The sequence below is a fragment of the Streptomyces sp. BPTC-684 genome, from assembly GCF_030028635.1.
Taxonomy (GTDB): Bacteria; Actinomycetota; Actinomycetes; order Streptomycetales; family Streptomycetaceae; genus Streptomyces; species Streptomyces noboritoensis.
The window spans coordinates 6,225,152-6,242,337 of the sequence record NZ_CP124863.1 but is presented as its reverse complement, the minus strand read 5'-3'; the positions used below and the strand labels follow the sequence as shown (position 1 = coordinate 6,242,337).

Annotated in this window: 16 protein-coding genes and 1 pseudogene; 6 read left to right on the top strand and 11 right to left on the bottom strand. The window is 72.5% G+C overall.

Translation table 11 applies throughout. The features are described from left to right. Positions 1 to 171: 171 nt before the first annotated feature. Positions 172 to 1,407, bottom strand: a pseudogene (locus tag QIY60_RS27795) (ABC transporter ATP-binding protein); the annotation flags it as partial. Positions 1,408 to 1,696: 289 nt separating this feature from the next. Next, on the bottom strand, positions 1,697 to 3,553 hold the full coding sequence (locus tag QIY60_RS27790) for an ABC transporter ATP-binding protein (protein WP_283144910.1): 1,857 nt from the start codon (positions 3,551 to 3,553) through the stop codon (positions 1,697 to 1,699). A gap of 390 nt (positions 3,554 to 3,943) precedes the next feature. Between QIY60_RS27790 and QIY60_RS27785 the strand changes: the two genes are divergently transcribed. Continuing rightward, positions 3,944 to 4,996 (top strand): radical SAM protein, encoded by a 1,053-nt coding sequence (locus QIY60_RS27785; RefSeq protein WP_283144909.1) that lies wholly within the window; start codon positions 3,944 to 3,946, stop codon positions 4,994 to 4,996. Between the two features lie 22 nt (positions 4,997 to 5,018). Here QIY60_RS27785 and QIY60_RS27780 read toward each other — a convergent pair whose 3' ends face one another. The 4 genes from QIY60_RS27780 to QIY60_RS27765 all read right to left on the bottom strand — a co-directional run bounded on the left by QIY60_RS27780 (position 5,019) and on the right by QIY60_RS27765 (position 8,330). Further along, positions 5,019 to 5,864, bottom strand: coding sequence for an NAD(P)H-binding protein (locus QIY60_RS27780; protein ID WP_283144908.1), 846 nt, complete (start codon positions 5,862 to 5,864; stop codon positions 5,019 to 5,021). Between the two features lie 183 nt (positions 5,865 to 6,047). Next, positions 6,048 to 6,935, bottom strand: coding sequence for an endolysin (locus tag QIY60_RS27775; RefSeq protein ID WP_283144907.1), 888 nt, complete (start codon positions 6,933 to 6,935; stop codon positions 6,048 to 6,050). Between the two features lie 309 nt (positions 6,936 to 7,244). Next, positions 7,245 to 7,601 (bottom strand): hypothetical protein, encoded by a 357-nt coding sequence (locus QIY60_RS27770; protein WP_283144906.1) that lies wholly within the window; start codon positions 7,599 to 7,601, stop codon positions 7,245 to 7,247. A 120-nt stretch (positions 7,602 to 7,721) separates the two neighbouring features. Further along, complete coding sequence (locus tag QIY60_RS27765) at positions 7,722 to 8,330, bottom strand: hypothetical protein (RefSeq protein ID WP_283144905.1); 609 nt, start codon at positions 8,328 to 8,330, stop codon at positions 7,722 to 7,724. A 254-nt stretch (positions 8,331 to 8,584) separates the two neighbouring features. Here QIY60_RS27765 and QIY60_RS27760 point away from each other — a divergent pair, with 254 nt between their 5' ends. Then, complete coding sequence (locus QIY60_RS27760; protein ID WP_283144904.1) at positions 8,585 to 9,961, top strand: AMP-binding protein; 1,377 nt, start codon at positions 8,585 to 8,587, stop codon at positions 9,959 to 9,961. Here QIY60_RS27760 and QIY60_RS27755 read toward each other — a convergent pair. Then, entirely contained in the window at positions 9,921 to 10,889 is a 969-nt protein-coding gene (locus QIY60_RS27755) for a helix-turn-helix domain-containing protein (RefSeq protein WP_283144903.1), read from the bottom strand. The genes QIY60_RS27760 and QIY60_RS27755 overlap by 41 nt on opposite strands. A gap of 225 nt (positions 10,890 to 11,114) precedes the next feature. Between QIY60_RS27755 and QIY60_RS27750 the strand changes: the two genes are divergently transcribed. After that, on the top strand, positions 11,115 to 11,414 hold the full coding sequence (locus QIY60_RS27750; protein ID WP_283144902.1) for a DUF2087 domain-containing protein: 300 nt from the start codon (positions 11,115 to 11,117) through the stop codon (positions 11,412 to 11,414). A gap of 31 nt (positions 11,415 to 11,445) precedes the next feature. Here QIY60_RS27750 and QIY60_RS27745 read toward each other — a convergent pair whose 3' ends face one another. Continuing rightward, positions 11,446 to 12,651 (bottom strand): alpha/beta hydrolase, encoded by a 1,206-nt coding sequence (locus QIY60_RS27745; protein WP_283144901.1) that lies wholly within the window; start codon positions 12,649 to 12,651, stop codon positions 11,446 to 11,448. Positions 12,652 to 13,017: 366 nt separating this feature from the next. Between QIY60_RS27745 and QIY60_RS27740 the strand changes: the two genes are divergently transcribed. Further along, complete coding sequence (locus QIY60_RS27740) at positions 13,018 to 13,839, top strand: VOC family protein (protein WP_283144900.1); 822 nt, start codon at positions 13,018 to 13,020, stop codon at positions 13,837 to 13,839. Positions 13,840 to 13,867: 28 nt separating this feature from the next. Here QIY60_RS27740 and QIY60_RS27735 read toward each other — a convergent pair whose 3' ends face one another. Then, positions 13,868 to 14,605: a 2OG-Fe(II) oxygenase gene (locus QIY60_RS27735; protein ID WP_283144899.1), complete on the bottom strand. Its 738-nt coding sequence runs from the start codon at positions 14,603 to 14,605 to the stop codon at positions 13,868 to 13,870. 131 nt (positions 14,606 to 14,736) lie between these two features. Here QIY60_RS27735 and QIY60_RS27730 point away from each other — a divergent pair, with 131 nt between their 5' ends. Next, on the top strand, positions 14,737 to 15,297 hold the full coding sequence (locus QIY60_RS27730) for a PadR family transcriptional regulator (RefSeq protein WP_283144898.1): 561 nt from the start codon (positions 14,737 to 14,739) through the stop codon (positions 15,295 to 15,297). A 263-nt stretch (positions 15,298 to 15,560) separates the two neighbouring features. Then, the gene (locus QIY60_RS27725) at positions 15,561 to 15,959 is read left to right on the top strand and encodes a MerR family transcriptional regulator (RefSeq protein ID WP_283144897.1); all 399 of its coding nucleotides are present in this window, start codon (positions 15,561 to 15,563) and stop codon (positions 15,957 to 15,959) included. Here the strand turns inward: QIY60_RS27725 and QIY60_RS27720 are convergent. Next, positions 15,944 to 16,309: a signal peptidase I gene (locus QIY60_RS27720; RefSeq protein ID WP_283144896.1), complete on the bottom strand. Its 366-nt coding sequence runs from the start codon at positions 16,307 to 16,309 to the stop codon at positions 15,944 to 15,946. The genes QIY60_RS27725 and QIY60_RS27720 overlap by 16 nt on opposite strands. Before the next feature lie 24 nt (positions 16,310 to 16,333). Beyond that, positions 16,334 to 17,125 carry an SDR family oxidoreductase gene (locus QIY60_RS27715; protein ID WP_283144895.1) on the bottom strand — a complete coding sequence of 264 codons (792 nt, stop codon included), beginning with the start codon at positions 17,123 to 17,125 and terminating at the stop codon, positions 16,334 to 16,336. Between the last annotated feature and the right edge of the window lie 61 nt (positions 17,126 to 17,186).

The following is a 17,186-nucleotide window of genomic DNA, read 5'->3' as shown; positions in this document are numbered from 1 at the left end:
CTGTTCGACGATCCGGCCGCCGTCCAGGACGACGATCAGGTCCGCCTCGCGCACGGTGGTGAACCGGTGCGACACGATCACCGTGATCGTCGCCGGGCCGGACGCGCCCGCCCGCAGATACCTGCCGAGCAACTCGGCCTCGCTGTCCGGGTCGAGACTGGCGGCGGGCTCGTCGAGGAGGACGAGGGCGGGCCGGGTCCGCATCCGGGCGCGGGCCAGCGCCAGCTTCTGCCACTGCCCCGCCGACAGGTCCGTGCCGTCGGGGAACGTCCGGCCGAGCTGGGTGTCAAGACCCCGGCTCAGCCCCGCCACCACGTCGGCGGCGCCCGCCGACTCCAGGGCGGCCCACACCGCTGCCTCGTCGTCCAGCGCCCCGAGCTCACCGAGCCCGACCGCCTCCCGGGCGAGCAGCTCGAACCGGCAGAAGTCCTGGAAGCACGCCGTGATCCGCGCCGACCACTCCTGCGCGGGCATCCCGGCCAGGTCCTCGCCGCCGAACGTGATCCGCCCGGCCGACACCGGTTGCAGCCCGGCGAGCAGCGCGATCAGCGTGGACTTGCCCGCCCCGTTGTCGCCGACCACCGCGACGGTGGCTCCGGCGGGCAGGCGCAGGTCGACAGGCCCGAGCGCCGGTTCCGTACGGCCGGGATACGTGAACGAGACGCCTTCCAGGACGAGTTCGCCACCGGGTTCTTGTACGTGGCCCGGCCTCGCGGTGTCCTGCCGCGCCCCGCTCCCCTTCGCGTAGTCGACCAGCCGCAGATACAGCGCGACCGTGTCGAGCGAGCGGCGCAGCCAGCCGATCAGCCAGCCGAGGCCGGTGGTAGCGCCGACCAGCCGCGTGCTGAGCAGGAGGACCAGCACCGCCTGGCCCGCCGAACCGGTTCCGTCGATCACCGCTCGCGAGATGAGGTAGAGCCCTCCGATGAGCGCCGCCGCGAAGACCAGCCACCCCGCCGCGACGGCGACCGCGCCCTTGGCCCGGGCCGCCTCGCGCGGGCCGCTCGCCGCGAGGAAGGCGTCCCGGTGGCGTGCCGAGAGCTCACCGGCGAGCCGGTACAGCCGCACCTCACGGGCCGGTGCCGGATCGGTGGCCAGGGAGAACACGGCGCGGCGACGGCGGTCGGCCTCGACGCCCGCCCGCTCGGCCCCGGCCACGAGCCGTGCCTGCCAGCGGTTGGCCGCGGCCAGCGGCACGATCGTCAACGGCAGCAGGGCGAGCAGCGGATGCGCGCCCGCGAGCAGGATGAGCGCGCCCAGGAACCGGGCCACCAGGTTCGCGTTCTCCACCAGCGCGGCCAGCGCGGTGCCGAACTCGCCGCGCCGCTGGCGCACCACCTCGGCGCTGTCGAGGAACTCGGGGTCCTGGTAGTGCCCGATGTGCGGCGGCGCCGAGCACAGGTTCATCAGCCTGCGGTCGAATTCCAGGCCGACCCGGTGCTGGAGCACCAGCCGCAGATCGGTGGCGATCGCGGCGGCCTGGTGCACGAAGACGGTGACCCCGAGCAGGAGCAGCCCGCCGCGCACCGCCTCGGTGCGGTCGTGGCCGCTCGCGCCGTCGACCATCCACTGCAGGCCCACCGCCTGGAGCGCCGCCACCACGTTCAGCAGCGGGGAGAGGGTCAGGACCACCAGGGCGCGCCGGGGGTCGGCCTTGACCGCGGTCCCGATCAGGAGTCGGACGGCTGCGAGGCTCTTACGCACGGCTGCTTCCTTCCCGTACGCCCTGCTCCATGAAGGGCTGCGACTGCACACGGAACATCCGTGCGTACCGACCGCCGGCGGCGACCAGTTCGTCGTGCGTGCCGTACTCGCTGATCCGGCCGTCCTCGACGACGGCGATCCGGTCGGCGAGGCGGACGGTGGCGAACCGGTGCGAGACGAGGACCGTGGTCAGCCCGACGGTGATGTCCAGGAAGCGGGCGTACAACTCGTGTTCCGCCTGGACGTCGAGGTGGGCGGTGGGTTCGTCGAGGACGAGCACGCGGGCGCCGTGCCGGACCGCGTAGAGGGCCCGGCTCAGCGCGAGGCGCTGCCACTGGCCGCCGGACAGCTCGGTGCCGTCGGTGTAGGCGCCGCTGAGCAGGGTGTCCCAGCCGCCGGGCAGTTCGCCCTCCACGCCGAGGAAACCGCCGAGCCGGGTGGCCTCGGTGAGCGCCTCGTCGTCGGCGTCCGCCTCGATCCGGCCGAAGCCGACGTTGTCGCGTACGGAGAACGGGTAGCGGACGAAGTCCTGGAAGACCACGGCCAGTTGGCGGCGCCAGGACTCGGGGTCGTGGGAGCGCAGGTCCTGGCCGTCGACGGTGATGCGGCCGCTGTCCGGCAGATAGAGCCCGGCGAGCAGCTTGGTGAGCGTGCTCTTGCCCGCGCCGTTGTCCCCGACGATCGCGAGCGAGGAGCCGGCCGGGAGGACCAGGTCGAGGCCGTCGAGGACCCGGCCGCGGCCGCCGGGGTAGGCGAAGCCGACCTTCTCGAAGCGGATCTCCCGCCGCGGCAGCCCGGCCGCGCCGAGCCGTCCCGCCTCCCCGGCCGTCTCCAGCTCGCCGACCGCCAGCGCGGCCGGAACCGCGGCGCTCGCCGTGTGCAGCATCCACTGGAGGTCCCCGCTGAAGCCGAGGGCGAACAGACCGAGCAACGCCTGGAGGGCGACGGTCAGTTGCTCCACCGAGCGGTCGCCGTGGGTCGCCTGGTGGACAAGGGGGAGCACGACCGCGAGGTGCGCCGCGAGCAGCAGCAGGATCGCCAGGGCGTGGCGGCGCGGGCTGACCCTGGCGCGGCGCATCTGCACCATGCCGTCCCACCAGGCCGTGGTGAACCGCTCGACGAGCCAGGAGCGCAGGCCGAACAGGCGCACCTCCTTGGCGGCGGGCGCCGTGGTGGCGACTTCGCGCAGATAGGCGGCGCGGCGCAGTTGCGCGGTCTCGCCCGCGTGCGCGGAGACCGACCGCTGGATCTCCTTCTCCTGCCAGCGCCCGGTGACCACCCAGGCGGAGCCCAGGACGACCGGCATCCACCACTGCCCGGCCCAGCCGAGCAGCACGGCCGACACCAGTCCGGTCAGCCGCAGCGGAACGAGCCCGGCGAGCGCGGTGACCGCCTGGCCCGGGGGGTGCGCGCCGAGGCCGACGGCCCGGGCGCGCTCGATGCGGTCGGCCACGTCCGCGTCGTCCAAGTGGCCGATCTGGGCCGGGCGCAGGGCGCCGTCGACCGTGGCCTGGGCGGTCGCGCCGTCGAGCGCGGTACCGAGGCGCCAGGCGAGCATCGTACGGATCGGGTCGAGCACGACGTCGAGGAAGAGCACGACCCCGAGCAGCACAAGCCCGACGGTCACGCCGTGCATCGACTTGGAGGCGTCCGTCAGCGCGGCCACCAGCCGCCCGGTGGCCAGCGGCAGCAGGGCACTGCCCGCGGCCTGCCCCACGACGAGCACGGCGAGGGCGAAGGTCAGCCCCTTGGCGATCCGGGGCAACTGCCGGACCAGGAGCAGGACGTCACCGACGGCCCGGTCGTCTTTCCCCTTGCTCTCGTTGCTACCTCTGCTGTCGACCTTCATGACCGGTTCACCCTCCGTCGAACGGGGTTCGCCGGCCCTCCCGGCCGACGGGTGCGGTGACCGCTCCGGGACGGGAGCGGCCACCGCCTTCGCGTTAGCGACCGGTACCGACGGTCGGGGGCGGATACATCATGAGGCTCACCTCCTCCGTGCTCTGGGTCACAGGAGAGGAAGCTAGCCGCTGGACCGGGGCGAGGAGATCCGTATTCGACTACGCAACTCGAAGCCGCCGCTACGCAGTCGGGGTCGCGCGGGTTGCGTACGTACCCCTTGTGCGTACGTACGCGCCCGCGTGCATTGCGTACTTCGCCACGGACGACCGGCGGGCCGGGCGTTCGTAGCGTGCGGATCCGGCGACGTGTGTCGCCCCCGCGGCCTGGAGGTACGCCCATGGACACCGTCGAGAACCCCAACGCCATCATCTGGGACGTCACGTTCGCCTGCCCGCTGCGCTGCTACCACTGCTATACGGAGTCGGGGCGGCGTCCGGCGAAGAACCTCAGCCACGACGAGATGATGCGGGTCGCGGACGCGATCCTCTCGCTTGAGCCGCAGCAGATCACCCTGTGCGGCGGCGAGCCGCTGACCATCAAGCGGATCGTGGACGTCGCCCGGTACTTCGCGGACGCCGGGCTGGTGGTCTTCGTCTACACCAGCGGCTGGGCGGTGCCGACGGCGACGGTCGAGGCGCTGGCCGGGACGGTGTCCAAGATCGTGGTGAGCCTCGACGGAGCGACGGCCGCGACCCACGACCGGATACGGGGGCGCGCGCGTTCCTTCGAGCGGGCGACCGGCGCGCTGGCCCGGATCGACGCGGAGGTGGGGCGCAGGCTCGCGGCGGGGCTCCCGGCCCCGCGCTTCGGCATCGACTACGTGGTGATCCGCAGCAACTTCGACGAGATGGACCGCATGTGCGCGGAGGTGGCACCCCGCTTCCCGCACCTGGAGACGCTGTACTTCGGGGCCGTGGTGCCCACCGGGCTCGCCAGCCGCCCCTCGTTCGTCGAGCACGAGCTGCTCCGGGACGAGCAGGTGGCCGAGCTGATCGCGCCCGGGACCCGGCGCCGGCTCCAGGCGGCCGCCCCGGCGTCGGTCGCCGTGGAGACCACCGAGAACTTCGAGGTCCAGATGAACCCGGACTTCCTCGCGCGCACCCCGAGCTTCCGCCCGATGGAGATCGAGCCGGACGGCGAGGTGCGTGCCATGCCGATCTACGAGGGCACGGTGGGCAGCCTGCTCACCGAGGACCCGCTGGTCCTGTGGCGGCGGTCCCGGGCGCGCTGGGACGACCCGTTCGTCGTCGACTGCCTCAACGCCGTGCGCACCCGCGCCGATTGGGCCGAGGCGGTGCGCCGCATCGACCTGCGGTTCGGCTCGCCCGAGGTGCGCGAGCGCATCGAGGCCCGCCCGGTCCACGTGCCGGTGGCCGGTCGGCACGGGTGAGCGCGGCCGGCCACCGCGGCGGTCAGCGGAAGTCGTCGGCGTGGTCGTCCGCCCAAGTGCGGAACGTACGCGCGGGCTTCCCGGTGACCTCCTCCACCGTGCCGGTGACCAGGTCCGACCGCGACCGCTTCTCGGCGCTCGCCAGCAGGGCCTCCACGAGGGCGGGCGGCCGTCCGTCCGCGAGCATCTGCTCCCGGGCGATCCGCACGGGCACCTCCTCGAACCGCAGCGGCCGCCCGATCGCCTCGCCGATCGCCCGCACCTGCTCGGCCCTGCTCACGACCTCCGGTCCGGTCAGGACGTGCTTCACACCGGCCTGCCGGGGATCGGCCAGCACCCGTACCGCCACCGCCGCGACATCGCGCTCGTGGACCACGGCGGTGGGCGCGATGTCGGGGCCTCGCACCACACCGGTGTCCCGGATCTGCGCGGCCCAGCCGAGCGTGTTGGAGGCGATCGTGTTCGACCGCAGTACGGCCCGCTCAAGCCCGGACCCCTCGATCAGGGCCTCCATGTCGGCGTGGAGTTGGTTGATCGGATCGCTCTGCCGGTCGGCGTCCTCGCGCACGCCCGACGACGAGAGGTAGACGATCCGGCGCGCGTGCCGCCCGATCGCCTCCAGGACGGCCGGCGCGCCCTCCGTGGTGAGGAACGGCCAGATCAGGAACACCGTCTCGATCCCCGCAAGCGCCGCCTCCAGCGACTCCGGCTCCGCCAGGTCCCCCGTCGCGACCTCGGCGCCGTTCAGTACCCCGGCCGGTTGCGGCCGACGCGTCAACGCCCGTACGCCGATGCCCTCGGCCACGAGTTGCGCGACCACCTGACGTCCCACGTTGCCGGTCGCGCCGGTCACCAGAATCCTGTTCATGATCAGCTCAACCGGTCCGCACCCGGGATATTCCGCAGCCCCCTCGGGCATGGGCGCCGGCCCCGGCGGTCGTCGCCGTGGTCGCGATCGACCACCGGGACCTGTGAGCCGTACGGTTCACCGGGAGCCGTGCGCCGTGGGTTCCGCGCCCGGGAAGCGGACGGTTTCAGACGACGGACGGTGTCAGACGACCGTGAAGCCGTGGCGGGCGCCGAGCCGGGTGAGCGAGTCACGGCCGGGGATCCCGTCCGCGTCCGGGCCCGAATAGCCGCACCGCCGCTGCCAGGCGGCGTACGCCGTCTTCGTCTTGGTGCCGAACGAGCCGTCCACCCAGGCGGCGCTGAGCAGCCCCTCGGCCTGCAGGGCGCGCTCCACGACCAGGACCTCCGCCTTGTACGTGGTACCGCCCTGGGGGAGGCCGGGGTCGCGCCTGGCCGCGGCGACCACATGGGCCAGCGAGACCTTCGGCTGCGGCGGCACCCCGGTGAACTGGGGCCAGGAACCGGGGTCCTGATGGGTGTTCTCCGGCACCTGCTGGTGTCCGTACCAGCCGCCCTGTGTCTCCCACACGTGCTCGTCGCGGTGCGAGGTGAAGTCGACCGGCCGCCCCATGGGCCAGGTGTCGGGCACGCCCCAGGAGCGCACCCAGGCGTTCAGCGTCGCCCAGCCGGTGCAGGGGGTGTCGACGAGCCTGGCGTAGACCTTCCCGCCGACCCGGCAGTACGGGAAGAAGTGCGACTCGATCTGGATGACGACCGAGCCCGCCCTGTTGGTCCGGGTGCCGCCGGATAAGTCGACCAGCGACTTGGAGCGCGAGTTCGCCGGGAAGAACTGGGTGAACGCGCCGGTGAAGGGCGACCAGAGCAGATGGGGGGCGGACGGCTTGCCGTCGGGGTTGCGGCCGAACCAGTCCTGCAGGTTCCCGTACGGCACCTGGTCCTGCGGGTGGGCGGCGGTGGCGTTCTTGTCCCAGGTGATGTGGGCGATCGCCTTGGCGGGGTAGCTGCTGTCGGTGGGGGCGTGGTCGCCCACGTCGATGCGTTGCGCGCCGGGCAGCCAGAGGTCTGGCATCGGTGCCTCCAGAGCGGAGCCCCGGTCGTGCGGGGCCCGTGGGGGAACGGGTGGGGGCCGGCTGATGACGTCGAAGCCGAAGGCCCCCCACGGGCGGGTCCCGCCGAGGTGTTCCATGACTCTCCGTCGACCAGCCGGGGGTCGAGGCGGAGTTGGCCTGTCATGAACAGTGTTGCGCGCAACGACCCTGCCGAAACGATCCGACGGGCCTCCTTGACAAGGGCGTTACCAGCCCCGTACACATCGCCCGGCACGCGAACCGCGGGCCGGAGTCGCCATAGCCGGACTCCGGACCCGCGGGCGAGTGGCTCAGAAGCCGGTGAGGAACACCGAGCGGAGCTTGAGGCGGTCGGTGGCGGGCTTGCCGTGGGGCTTGAGGGTCCAGGAGTCGCCGCTGCAGTCGGGCTCGGTGAACACCAACGCGTATTCGTCGGTGTCGTTGTGCGGGGCGAAGGCGGGCTCGGAGGAGCCCGGGTCGGCGACCTCCGGCAGCGTCACGCACGCGAGGGTCGGCGGATTGTGCAGCGCCGCCGACTGCGGCTGCCCGTCCAGGCCGACGTACTTGTACGAGAAGTCGCCGGTCGCGGCGTTGGCCGTGCCCGACACGGCGAGCAGGAGCGCGAAGGAGCCGGCCGTGACGGCGGCGGCAGCGGTGCGAAGGCGCATGGAGACAACCCTTTCGAAGAGCAACCGACGCGCACATCGCGCGCGTCAAAATCACCCTAATGGTCACTCTCCGCGAGCAATCGATTCTCCATCGCTATCAGATCCACCGGAAAGCGTGGTTTATCCCTTCACTCCCTGCACACTCTGCACGCCCCGCGCATCCGGCCACGAGCGGCGGCTCAGTTGCGCCCGGGTGTGCAGCGGGCCGCTCCACTCCTCCGTCGACACGGGCAGTTCGGCGCCGTCCAGGACCAGCGGCATGACCCGCAGATACTGCAGATAGGCCCGGGCGGCCGCCTCCTCGCACAGCGCGGCGCCCGCGCACTCCCCGACGGGGAAGCGCTCCACCTCGACGATCGGCCCCGCGTCCACCCGCTCGACCATGTGGTGGCAGGTCACCCCGAAGGTGTCCACCGACCGCGCCAGCGCCACCTCGTACATCCCCGCGCCCCGGATGTCGGGCGGCCCGGGACGGAAGTTGAGGGCGCCGCGCCGGGCGCGCTCCAGATCCCGGCCGGACAGGACGTAGTCGGCCTTGAAGCCGATTATCCAGTCGCCCTGCCAGCCGCCGAGCGGGTCCCGGGCGACCGGGTCGCCGTGCTCCCACAGCACGTGCGAGACGGCCGCGCCGGCCGCCCGGGCGAACCGCCCGACCAGTTCGCCCCACGCCGACCTGTCCGTGACCAGCAGCAGCGACGGATCGCCCCGTCGCGCGTGATGAGGTCCCACGCGTCCCCCCTCGCTCGGGCCCGCCTCCCCGGCATGAGCCAGGGTGCGCACGGGTTGACGCGACGTCAAGAGCGCTCGGGAGCGGGCGCCCGGCGGACGCGCCCCGCTCCCCCGCGACTTCGGCAACCCCCGTCCCACCGGCCCCGATCGTCGCCGTGTGCACGATCCGGCAAGGAGCGCGCACGGATCGTCAAGGACATCTCTAGTCGGCCCTCGTTGAATGAGGCACAAGCCGACCAGGAGGGGGCAGGCAGTTGAACACCCCATCGCAAGCCGACCACGGATCCGCCCACGCGGACACGTTCGTACGGGACCACCTACCACCCGGGCCGCTCCAGCCCGACCTGCTCCTCGGCATGCCCTCGTTGCGCTTCCCCGCGCGGCTGAACTGCGCGTGGGAACTCCTGGAGGGGGGCGGTTCGTTGGACCGGGCACAACGCACCGCCGTGCTGTCGCCGCACGGCGTGCGCTGGACGTATGAACAGCTCACCGCGGTCGTGGCGCGCATCGTGCACGTCCTGACCGAGGACATGGGCCTGGTGCCGGGCAACCGGGTGCTGCTGCGCGGTGCCAACACACCGCTGCTGGCGGCGATCTGGCTCGCGGTGGTGCGGGCGGGCGGGGTGGTCGTGGCCACGGCTCCCACGCTGCGGGCCGAGGAGCTCTCCCTGGTGATCGACAAGGCCCGGGTCACCCACGCCCTGTGCGAGTCCCGCCTGCGGTCCGAGCTGGAGTCGACCGGGCGCGTGCCCCGGACGATGTTCTTCCTCGGCGGGACGGGCGCCGGGGCCGGTCTGGAGCGGGCCATGGCGGACAAGCCCGACTGGTCGCTCCCGGTCGACACCGCCGCGACCGACCCCTGTCTGATCGCCTTCACCTCCGGCACCGCCGGGATGCCCAAGGCCACGGTGCACTCGCACCGCGATGTGATGGCCGCGTGCAACTCCTTCCCCCAGCACGTCCTGAGGGCCACCGGCGACGACCGCTTCATCGGCACGCCCTCGCTCGCGGACACCTACGGTCTGGGCGGACTGCTGCTCTTCCCCCTGCACGTCGGCGCCTCGACGGTGCTGCTCGACAGCTCTTCCCCCCGCCAACTCGCCCGCGCCATCGGAGAGTTCCGTGCCACGGTCTGCTTCAGCGGGCCCGCCCGCTACCAGGCGATCTGCGCCGACCCCACCCCGTACGACCTGGCCTCGCTGCGCGAGTGCGTCTCGTCCGGGGAGGCGCTGCCGACCGAGACGCGCCGGAGATGGAAGCAGCGGACCGGCAACAGCGTGATCGACGGCCTCAGCTCCACCGAGATGCTCCACATCTTCGTCTCGATGCGCGGCGGGGAGGCCTGGTCCCGTCCCGGCGCGATCGGGCGGGCCGTCCCCGGCTATCTCACCGCGATCGTCGACGAATCCGGGCGCCCCCTCCCGTACGGCCAGGTGGGCGCGCTCGCCGTCAAGGGGCCGACGGGCTGCCGCTATCTCGACGACGAGCGCCAGCAGGACACCGTGCGCAACGGCTGGACCTTCACGGGCGACGCCTGCTGGGCCGACGAGTACGGCTTCCTCTACCACCACTCCCGCACGGACGACCCGGTCAGCGATTCCGGGTTGCCTCACGGTAGTCACGCGGGCTGATCCCGTACGCCGCGCGGAAGGCGCGGCTGAAGTGGGACGGCTCGATGAAACCCCAGCGGGCGCCGATCGCGTACACCGGGCGGCGGCGCAGGGCCGGGTCGGCCAGGTCCCGGCGGCAGCACTCCAGCCGCCGGGCCCGGATCCACGCGGCGACCGTGGTGCCGCGCGAGTCGAAGATCTGGTGGAGGTGGCGCAGGGATATCCGGTGGGCGGCGGCGATCGTCGCGGGCGAGAGGGAGGGGTCGCTCAGATGCCGGTTGATGAAGTCGCAGACCTCCACGCGCAGCGCGTGCTTGCGCGACTCCGGGGTCATCTCGTCCTCGATGGCCATCCGGCGCCCGAGCACGGCGGCCAGCAGGTCCACCGTCACCGAGGCCAGGGCCGGGATGTCGCCGGGCGCGCACTCGTCGGCTCGGGCGTCGAGGTCGGCGAGCCAGCGCCCGAACACCCCGCCCATCCCGCGGTCCGCCGCGATCGGGGTCGCGGTGACCCGCTGGACCACGTCCTGGGGCAGCGGCAGCCGGGTGCGGGGCAGCTGCACCACCGTCATCGACGAGAGCTCGCCGTCGAACCCGCCCTCGAAAGGGCGGCTGCTGTCCACCAGGACCAGCTCTCCGGCGCGCACGGCAGCCATCCGCCCGCTCTGCGCGGCATGACCGCCGCCCGACCTGAGGACGTTGACCTGGTAGACCTCGGGGTCGTCCTGCCGTATCAGCTTGGGCGTGCGAACGATCTCGATACTCGGGTACGTCAGCGTCGACACCCGGACATCACCGAGGTCGAGGACGCGCAGCCGGGCCTGGAAGTCCTCGGCCCACTCGCTGCGCAGCCAGTTGCGCACATGGGACTGGGAGGCCAGTTCGCTCCACAGCGCGAACCGCTCGGCCGCCGGCACCACGGCTGTGGTGAACTCGCTCGTCAGACTCATCCCGCACCCCCGTTGTGCCAGATCTCCGGTGCGGCGCGAGCATGGCACACGTGTTCGCTTGACGTCGAGCACATGATCGGCCATCCACCGCCGCTTACCTGCCGCATCCCGCCCGGAACCGGAGCGCCGCGCGAGTGCCGCGAGGGATATGGCGGCGGCGGCCTCAGTTCGGCGCGGGCCAAATTCCGTTGCCCCGCGGCCGACCCATGAGGAAGGCTTCGCGCCATGTCAGAGAACACCGCCAGCGACACGTCAGAGAACATCACCAGCGGCTCCCGGGCCGTGACCGGGCTCTTCTCCCACGGCCGGCTGACGGCGATCCCCCGCAAGGCGACCCGCCGTGAGCAGTTGCTCGTCCACCTCAAGGAGACGCTCTTCGAGCCGGGACGGCAGTACACCGAGCGCGAGGTCAACGAGGCGCTGCTCACGGTCCACGACGACTTCCCGGCGCTGCGCCGCTACCTGATCACGGCGGGCCTGCTGACCCGTACCCGGGACGGCGCCAGCTACCAGCGGGCGGCCTGACCGACCGGCGGTCGATCCGGCCCCCGGCGCTTCAGGGGTTCTCAAACCTCACCTCCGGGTTCCCGGCCGCCGGCCCCGCGAGCAGCGGCTGCGGTATCCCCCGCAGGTGTTCGTCGAAGAACGCGGCCACGTACGTACGCGTGATGTCGATCGCGCGCCCCGCGGGCAGCGGCGGTTGCGGCAGCCCGAAGTGCTCCTCGATGGCGGGGCTGTCGGAGAAGGTGAAGTGCTCCGACCCGGCCACCGTCAGCCAGCGCTTCCAGCCTCCGAGCGTCGGCCATGTCCGGTCCCAGGTCTTGTCGACGCCGCCGGGCCGGTGCTCGTCCGTGCCGAGCATCATGAAGGGGCGCCCGCCGAGCCCTCCCGCGGGCAGGGCGTCCCAGAACGCCCCGTCCATGTTGATCCCGGCCCGGACCCGCCGGTCCGCCAGCATCGCCGTGGCCGCGCTCGCGCCGCCTATGGAGTGCCCGGCCATGCCGATGCGCCGCGTGTCGATCATGTCGGCGTACCGCCATATCGCATGGCGGCCGGTGAGCCGGTCGAGGACGAAGGAGACGTCCTTGGCGCGCGTCGCGGTGACGACGCTCCCCGACACTCCGCCGTCGCCCACCGCGTCGCAGGCCAGACAGGTCAGGGTCCGGCCGCCCGGGACGGAGATGCCGTACGACTCGTAGGCGTGGTCCAGCGAGGCGACCACATAGCCCCTGCTGGCGAGGTCCTCGGCGAGGTTGGTCAAGGTGTAGCGGGACACGCTGAAGCCGGGCGAGAGCACGATCAGGGGGTAACTCCCCCGCGCGGGCCGCGCGTCGGGACGGCTATGGGTCCGCGTGGCGCTCAACTGCGCCGCCGGGACGGCCGCTTCGATACCGAGGCCCTTCACCAGGAGGCCGGTCTCCTCGGTGGTGGCGTACGGCGCCGGGCGTCCCGGACCGGGCCGCGCCGCCGGATAGTGCAGGGTGAGCATCAGTTCGCGGGCGCCTGCGTCTGCCTTCCACGGGTCCGTACGCGACCGGTCGACGAGGTGGAACACGGAACTGCCCACGCCGTACTCACCGGTGGGGCGCGGCAGTTGCAGGGGCCTGGCGGCGACGTCGGCCGGTGCGGCCGATAACCGCGACGCCGCCGCGGGTAACGCCGACGACCGCGGCGCCGCCGAAGCGGTACTCGCGGCAACGACAGGCAGCGCGAGAGCGAAGGAGAGCGCGACGGCCGTGACCGCCCGAGTGCGTCCGATCATGCTCTCGACGGTAGAGCGCGAGGCCGGGCGGGCGCGTCGTCCTTGGGTCGCTATTCGCAGGCCGCCGCGTCCACCCGAGGGCTGCCCCGCGTCTCCACCCAGAGGTGGGCTTACGTGATCACTCGGCCTCCGGACCGGTTGCGGCGGACCTCGGGACGACGGAAGGTGTTTCGGGCGCCGCCGGACGACCGGTCCCCCCTCCCGGCCCGGCCGGAGACGGCCTCCGATACGGTGAGCGACACCATACGCAGCGTAGCCACTACACTGCGTAACGACACACCACCGAAGCGGCTGGGTGCGGGGTGCCCGTTTTGCGGGAAAATGGTGACGCAGGAAGCCGCCAAGCGATAGCGATCGGCATCAGCGATGGACAGGACAACCACGGTCCCGGATTCCAAGGCCTCGTCGAGTGAGGCGGTGCTCGGGGCACCGTGCTGGGTGAGCCTCATGGCGCGCGAGCTCGACCCCGCGCTGGAGTTCTACGGGGCCGTCTTCGACTGGACGTTCCGCACCGGGCGGCTCGGCGAGCAGTTCCGGGTGGCGCTCGACAACGGCGAGCCCGTGGCCGGGATCGGAGCCCTGGCGCCCGCGCTCCAGGTGGCCGTGGCCTGGACGCCGTACTTCGCGGTCGAGGACGCCGACGCGACCTCCGCGCGCATCCGCGAGCGGAGCGCCACGGTCGCCGTGGGGCCGGTCGCCTTCCAGACGGGGCGCGGCGCGCTCGCCGCCGACCGGGACGGCGCGGTCTTCGGCATCTGGCAGGGCAAGCTCGTCGACGACTGGGAGTCCTGGCGCGACCGCGAGCCGGCCTGGCTGCGGCTGCGCACCCGCAACGCCTTCGAAGCGGCGATCTTCTACGGCGAGGTCCTCGACTGGGCGGGCGAGCGGCCTGGCTGCTGCGACGTCCAGTACGAGGCCGAGGAGGTCGTCCTGCGGCACGGCGGCCACATCGTGGCGCGCCTCAGCTCCGGCGCCCTGGAAGCCGCACCGGACCCCACCATCCGGCCGCACTGGGAGGTCCACTTCGTCACCACGGACGTCCCCGCCAAGACGGCCACCGCGAGCGCCCACGGCGGCATGGTCATCGCCCAGGGCACGGCCGCCAACGGCCCCTGGGCGACCATCCGCGACCCCGACGGCGCCACGTTCACCATCGACACGCGCGCGGGGGCGGGGCGGACAGCGTGATCGGGCGGGCGGGGTCGGGATCGGCGGCCTACTGCGCATCGTGGAAGACGAGCCCCAGCGTATGCCGCCGCCCGGAGCGGACCGTGCTCACCCCGTGCCGCATGGGCCCCGCCGACCAGCCGCGCCGCGAGCGCACCGGCCGGTCGCGCGTGGCGAAGACGAGCCCGTGGCCCTGCCGCAGGGCGGCGGCCGACCCCCTGGACTGTGCGCGGGGCCGCTGCTCGGTCATGAGGAACTCCCCGCCGGTGAAGTCGGTTCCGGGCGCGTTCAGGCCGATGACGGCCTGGAGCGGGAAGACGGCCTCGCCGAACACGTCGCGGTGCAGCGCGTTCCAGTCGCCGGGACCGTAACGCAGCAGGATCTGGGCGGACTTGGCCTGACCGGCGTCATGGCACATCCGCAGCCACTCCCCCAGCGAGTCGGGCCACGGCGCCGGGCGCCCCAGCTTCGCGGCCCACTCGCGCGCGATGGGCAGCAGCCGCGGATAGAACGCGGCGCGCAGCTCGGCGACCACGTCGGGCAGGTCATGGGTGAAGTAGCGGTACTGGCCCGAGCCGAAGCGGTGCCGGGCCATGTCGACGGTCGTACGGAAGTGCTCGCCCTCGTCGTACAGCGCGGCGATCGCGTGGCACTCGTCCGGGGTGAGCAGCGGGCCGGTGGGCGCGCTGCCGTGCTCGTCGAGCTCCTCGGCCAGCGCGGGCCAGTCCACCGCCGCGACACGGTCGGCCGGGCGGCCCGCCAGGTGCGTGGCGTCGTTCGTGTTCATAGGGCGAGGATCGCGCTTGGCGATCGGGCCCGCTGGCGGGATTCGGACGCCGCGGTGCGGTCGCGTACTGGATCTTACATACGTCGATTACTCACCTAATTGTCTAGTGAAGAAAGTGATAGCTTGGCGCGATGGCACTGCGCAACGCCGTTCTCGCCGCGCTCCTGGAGGGCGAGGCTTCCGGGTACGACCTGGCCAAGGGATTCGACGCGTCCGTCGCCAACTTCTGGATGGCGACCCCGCAGCAGCTCTATCGGGAGCTGGAGCGGATGGAGTCCGAGGGGCTGGTCGAGGCGCGGCTCGTCCATCAGGAACGCAGGCCCAACAAGCGCCTGTTCTCCCTCACCGACGCGGGCTACGCGGCCCTGCGCTCCTTCACCGCCGAGCCTCCCCGCCCCAGCGCGATCCGCGACGAGCTCCTGGTCAAGGTGCAGGCCGTGGACGCGGGCGACACCGAGGCCGTACGGGGCGCGGTCGCGGAGCGGCTGGAGTGGGCCCGGGCCAAGCTGGCCCGCTACGAACGGCTGCGGGACCGCCTGCTCGACGGGCGCACCGAGGACGAGTACCTGGCCCGTGCCGAACGGGTCGGCCCCTATCTGACCCTGATGAGGGGCCGCGCGTTCGAGGAGGAGAACATCCGCTGGGCGGAACGGACGCTCGCGATCCTGGACCGGCGCGCGGCCGTGACGTGACGGAGGTGCGTGACGTTTTGGCTGCGGACCGTGCGTGGCCGGTCGCGCCCACGCGGCGGAGCCGCACATGTCACAGCCCCGCGCCCCTAGTGGACCCCCGGTAGCGCATGGCACTTCCACAAGTCCGCTGAGCAGTTGGGTACCCGAGCAGGGCACCCCGCCACGCCCCGGAGACGCCGCGCGACGTGGGCGTATGCTCGAACCATGACATCCATGTGATGGTCTCGACGTGACGGCGGGCCACGGGATCTGGAGGCGGCGGAATGCGGATCGGAGAGCTGTCGGAGCGCACCGGCACGCCGCGTCGGCTGCTGCGGTACTACGAGGAACAGGGTCTGATCGCCGCCGAGCGCACGCCGAACGGCTATCGCGAGTACGACGAGTTCTACGTGGACCGGGTCATGCAGATCAGAGGGCTCCTCGACGCCGGGCTTCCCACCAGGATCATCAAGCAGATCCTGCCGTGCCTGGACAAGCCCCGGGTCATCCACTTCTCCGACGCGACGCCCGAGATGATCACCACCCTTGAGCTCCAGCGCGACCGCATGACCGCCCGCATCCAGTGCCTGACCCGCAACAGGGACGCGGTCGCCGAGTACCTCGACGCGGTACGCCCCAAGAGCGGCACCCCGGAGGCCGAGCGCGCTCAGGGCACCCGGTAGCCCGGCACCGAGGGCCAGCGGACGGTCAGGACGACGGACTCCTCCTCCGCGTACCAGGAGTGGTCCACCCCCTTGCCCCACACGACGTAGTCGCCCTGCTCCACCAACGTCACGGTGCGGCCCGGGAGTTCCACCCGGAAGCGGCCGCTGATCAGGACGAGCAGCGCGGTGCGCTCCTCGCCGGTCACCCACCGCGCCCGCTCGTCCCCAGGGGGGTGGACGCCCCACTTGATCTCCACGGCGTCGCTGTGCCGCGGGTCCCCGGCGTCCTTGAAGTGCCCGAGCAGCCACCCCCGGTCGAGCGCGGCGTCCTCGCCCGCGTTGCCCACGTACACCTCGTCGTCGTTCATGGTTCCGAAGCCTAACCAACCGCCTCAGATCGTCGTGCGGCCGCCGTCCAGTGGCAGGAACGTGCCCGTGACCTTCCTCGACAGGTCGCTGACCAGGACCACGACCGCGTCGGCCACGTCCTCCGCCCTGATCGCCTCGGGCAGCGGGGTGCCCGAAGCGACATGGGCGATCAAGGACGCCTGGTGCGGGCCCGCGTTGGCGTCGGTGGGGACGAAGCCGGGGGCGACCGTGTTCACGCGGATGTTGTCGGGGGCCAACTCCCGTGCCAGCGCCCGGCCGACCGCGTCCTGGGCGCTCTTGGCCGCCGTGATCTCGACGGGTACGGGATAGGGGTTGTGCGTGGCGGAGGCGCCGATCAGGACGATCGAGCCGCCGCCGTGGCGCCGCATCGCGGGGACGACGGCGTGGCAGCAGGCGAGCGTCGCGTCCAGTTGGGAGGCGACCGCGTCCCGGACCGAGGCGATGCCCTCCGGGGTGTCGACGAAGCTCCCGGCCGCCCCCGCCCTGGCGGCGACAGCTTCGGTGCCGACCATGACGTTGCAGACCAGGACGTCCGGCGCGCCCAGCGCGGCCGTGCTCGCCGCCACCACGGCCCGTACCTGTTCCAGGTCGCTCATGTCACCCGCCACCGCCACGGCCCGGCCGCCGGACTTCTCGATGTCGGCGACCACACCCGCGGCGGCGTCGGCGCTGCGCAGGTAGTTCACGGCCACGGCCGCCCCGTGCGCCCCCAGCGCACGGGCGACGGCGGCGCCGATCCCCCGGCTCGCACCCGTGACCAAAGCCACCCGACCGTCCAGTAACGCCGACGACATGCCCACTCCCCTTCGTATCCCTTCGTACGCCCCGACCCCTGGCAGTCCGGCGTCACGCCCG

Coding starts and splice junctions, on each gene's coding strand:
- QIY60_RS27725 (WP_283144897.1), top strand. CDS start 15,561: ATGCGGATCGGAGAGCTGTCGGAGCGCACCGGCACGCCGCGTCGGCTG.
- QIY60_RS27745 (WP_283144901.1), bottom strand. CDS start 12,651: ATGATCGGACGCACTCGGGCGGTCACGGCCGTCGCGCTCTCCTTCGCT.
- QIY60_RS27750 (WP_283144902.1), top strand. CDS start 11,115: ATGTCAGAGAACACCGCCAGCGACACGTCAGAGAACATCACCAGCGGC.
- QIY60_RS27740 (WP_283144900.1), top strand. CDS start 13,018: ATGGACAGGACAACCACGGTCCCGGATTCCAAGGCCTCGTCGAGTGAG.
- QIY60_RS27775 (WP_283144907.1), bottom strand. CDS start 6,935: ATGCCAGACCTCTGGCTGCCCGGCGCGCAACGCATCGACGTGGGCGAC.
- QIY60_RS27755 (WP_283144903.1), bottom strand. CDS start 10,889: ATGAGTCTGACGAGCGAGTTCACCACAGCCGTGGTGCCGGCGGCCGAG.
- QIY60_RS27770 (WP_283144906.1), bottom strand. CDS start 7,601: ATGCGCCTTCGCACCGCTGCCGCCGCCGTCACGGCCGGCTCCTTCGCG.
- QIY60_RS27720 (WP_283144896.1), bottom strand. CDS start 16,309: ATGAACGACGACGAGGTGTACGTGGGCAACGCGGGCGAGGACGCCGCG.
- QIY60_RS27785 (WP_283144909.1), top strand. CDS start 3,944: ATGGACACCGTCGAGAACCCCAACGCCATCATCTGGGACGTCACGTTC.
- QIY60_RS27790 (WP_283144910.1), bottom strand. CDS start 3,553: ATGAAGGTCGACAGCAGAGGTAGCAACGAGAGCAAGGGGAAAGACGAC.
- QIY60_RS27780 (WP_283144908.1), bottom strand. CDS start 5,864: ATGAACAGGATTCTGGTGACCGGCGCGACCGGCAACGTGGGACGTCAG.
- QIY60_RS27730 (WP_283144898.1), top strand. CDS start 14,737: ATGGCACTGCGCAACGCCGTTCTCGCCGCGCTCCTGGAGGGCGAGGCT.
- QIY60_RS27715 (WP_283144895.1), bottom strand. CDS start 17,125: ATGTCGTCGGCGTTACTGGACGGTCGGGTGGCTTTGGTCACGGGTGCG.
- QIY60_RS27735 (WP_283144899.1), bottom strand. CDS start 14,605: ATGAACACGAACGACGCCACGCACCTGGCGGGCCGCCCGGCCGACCGT.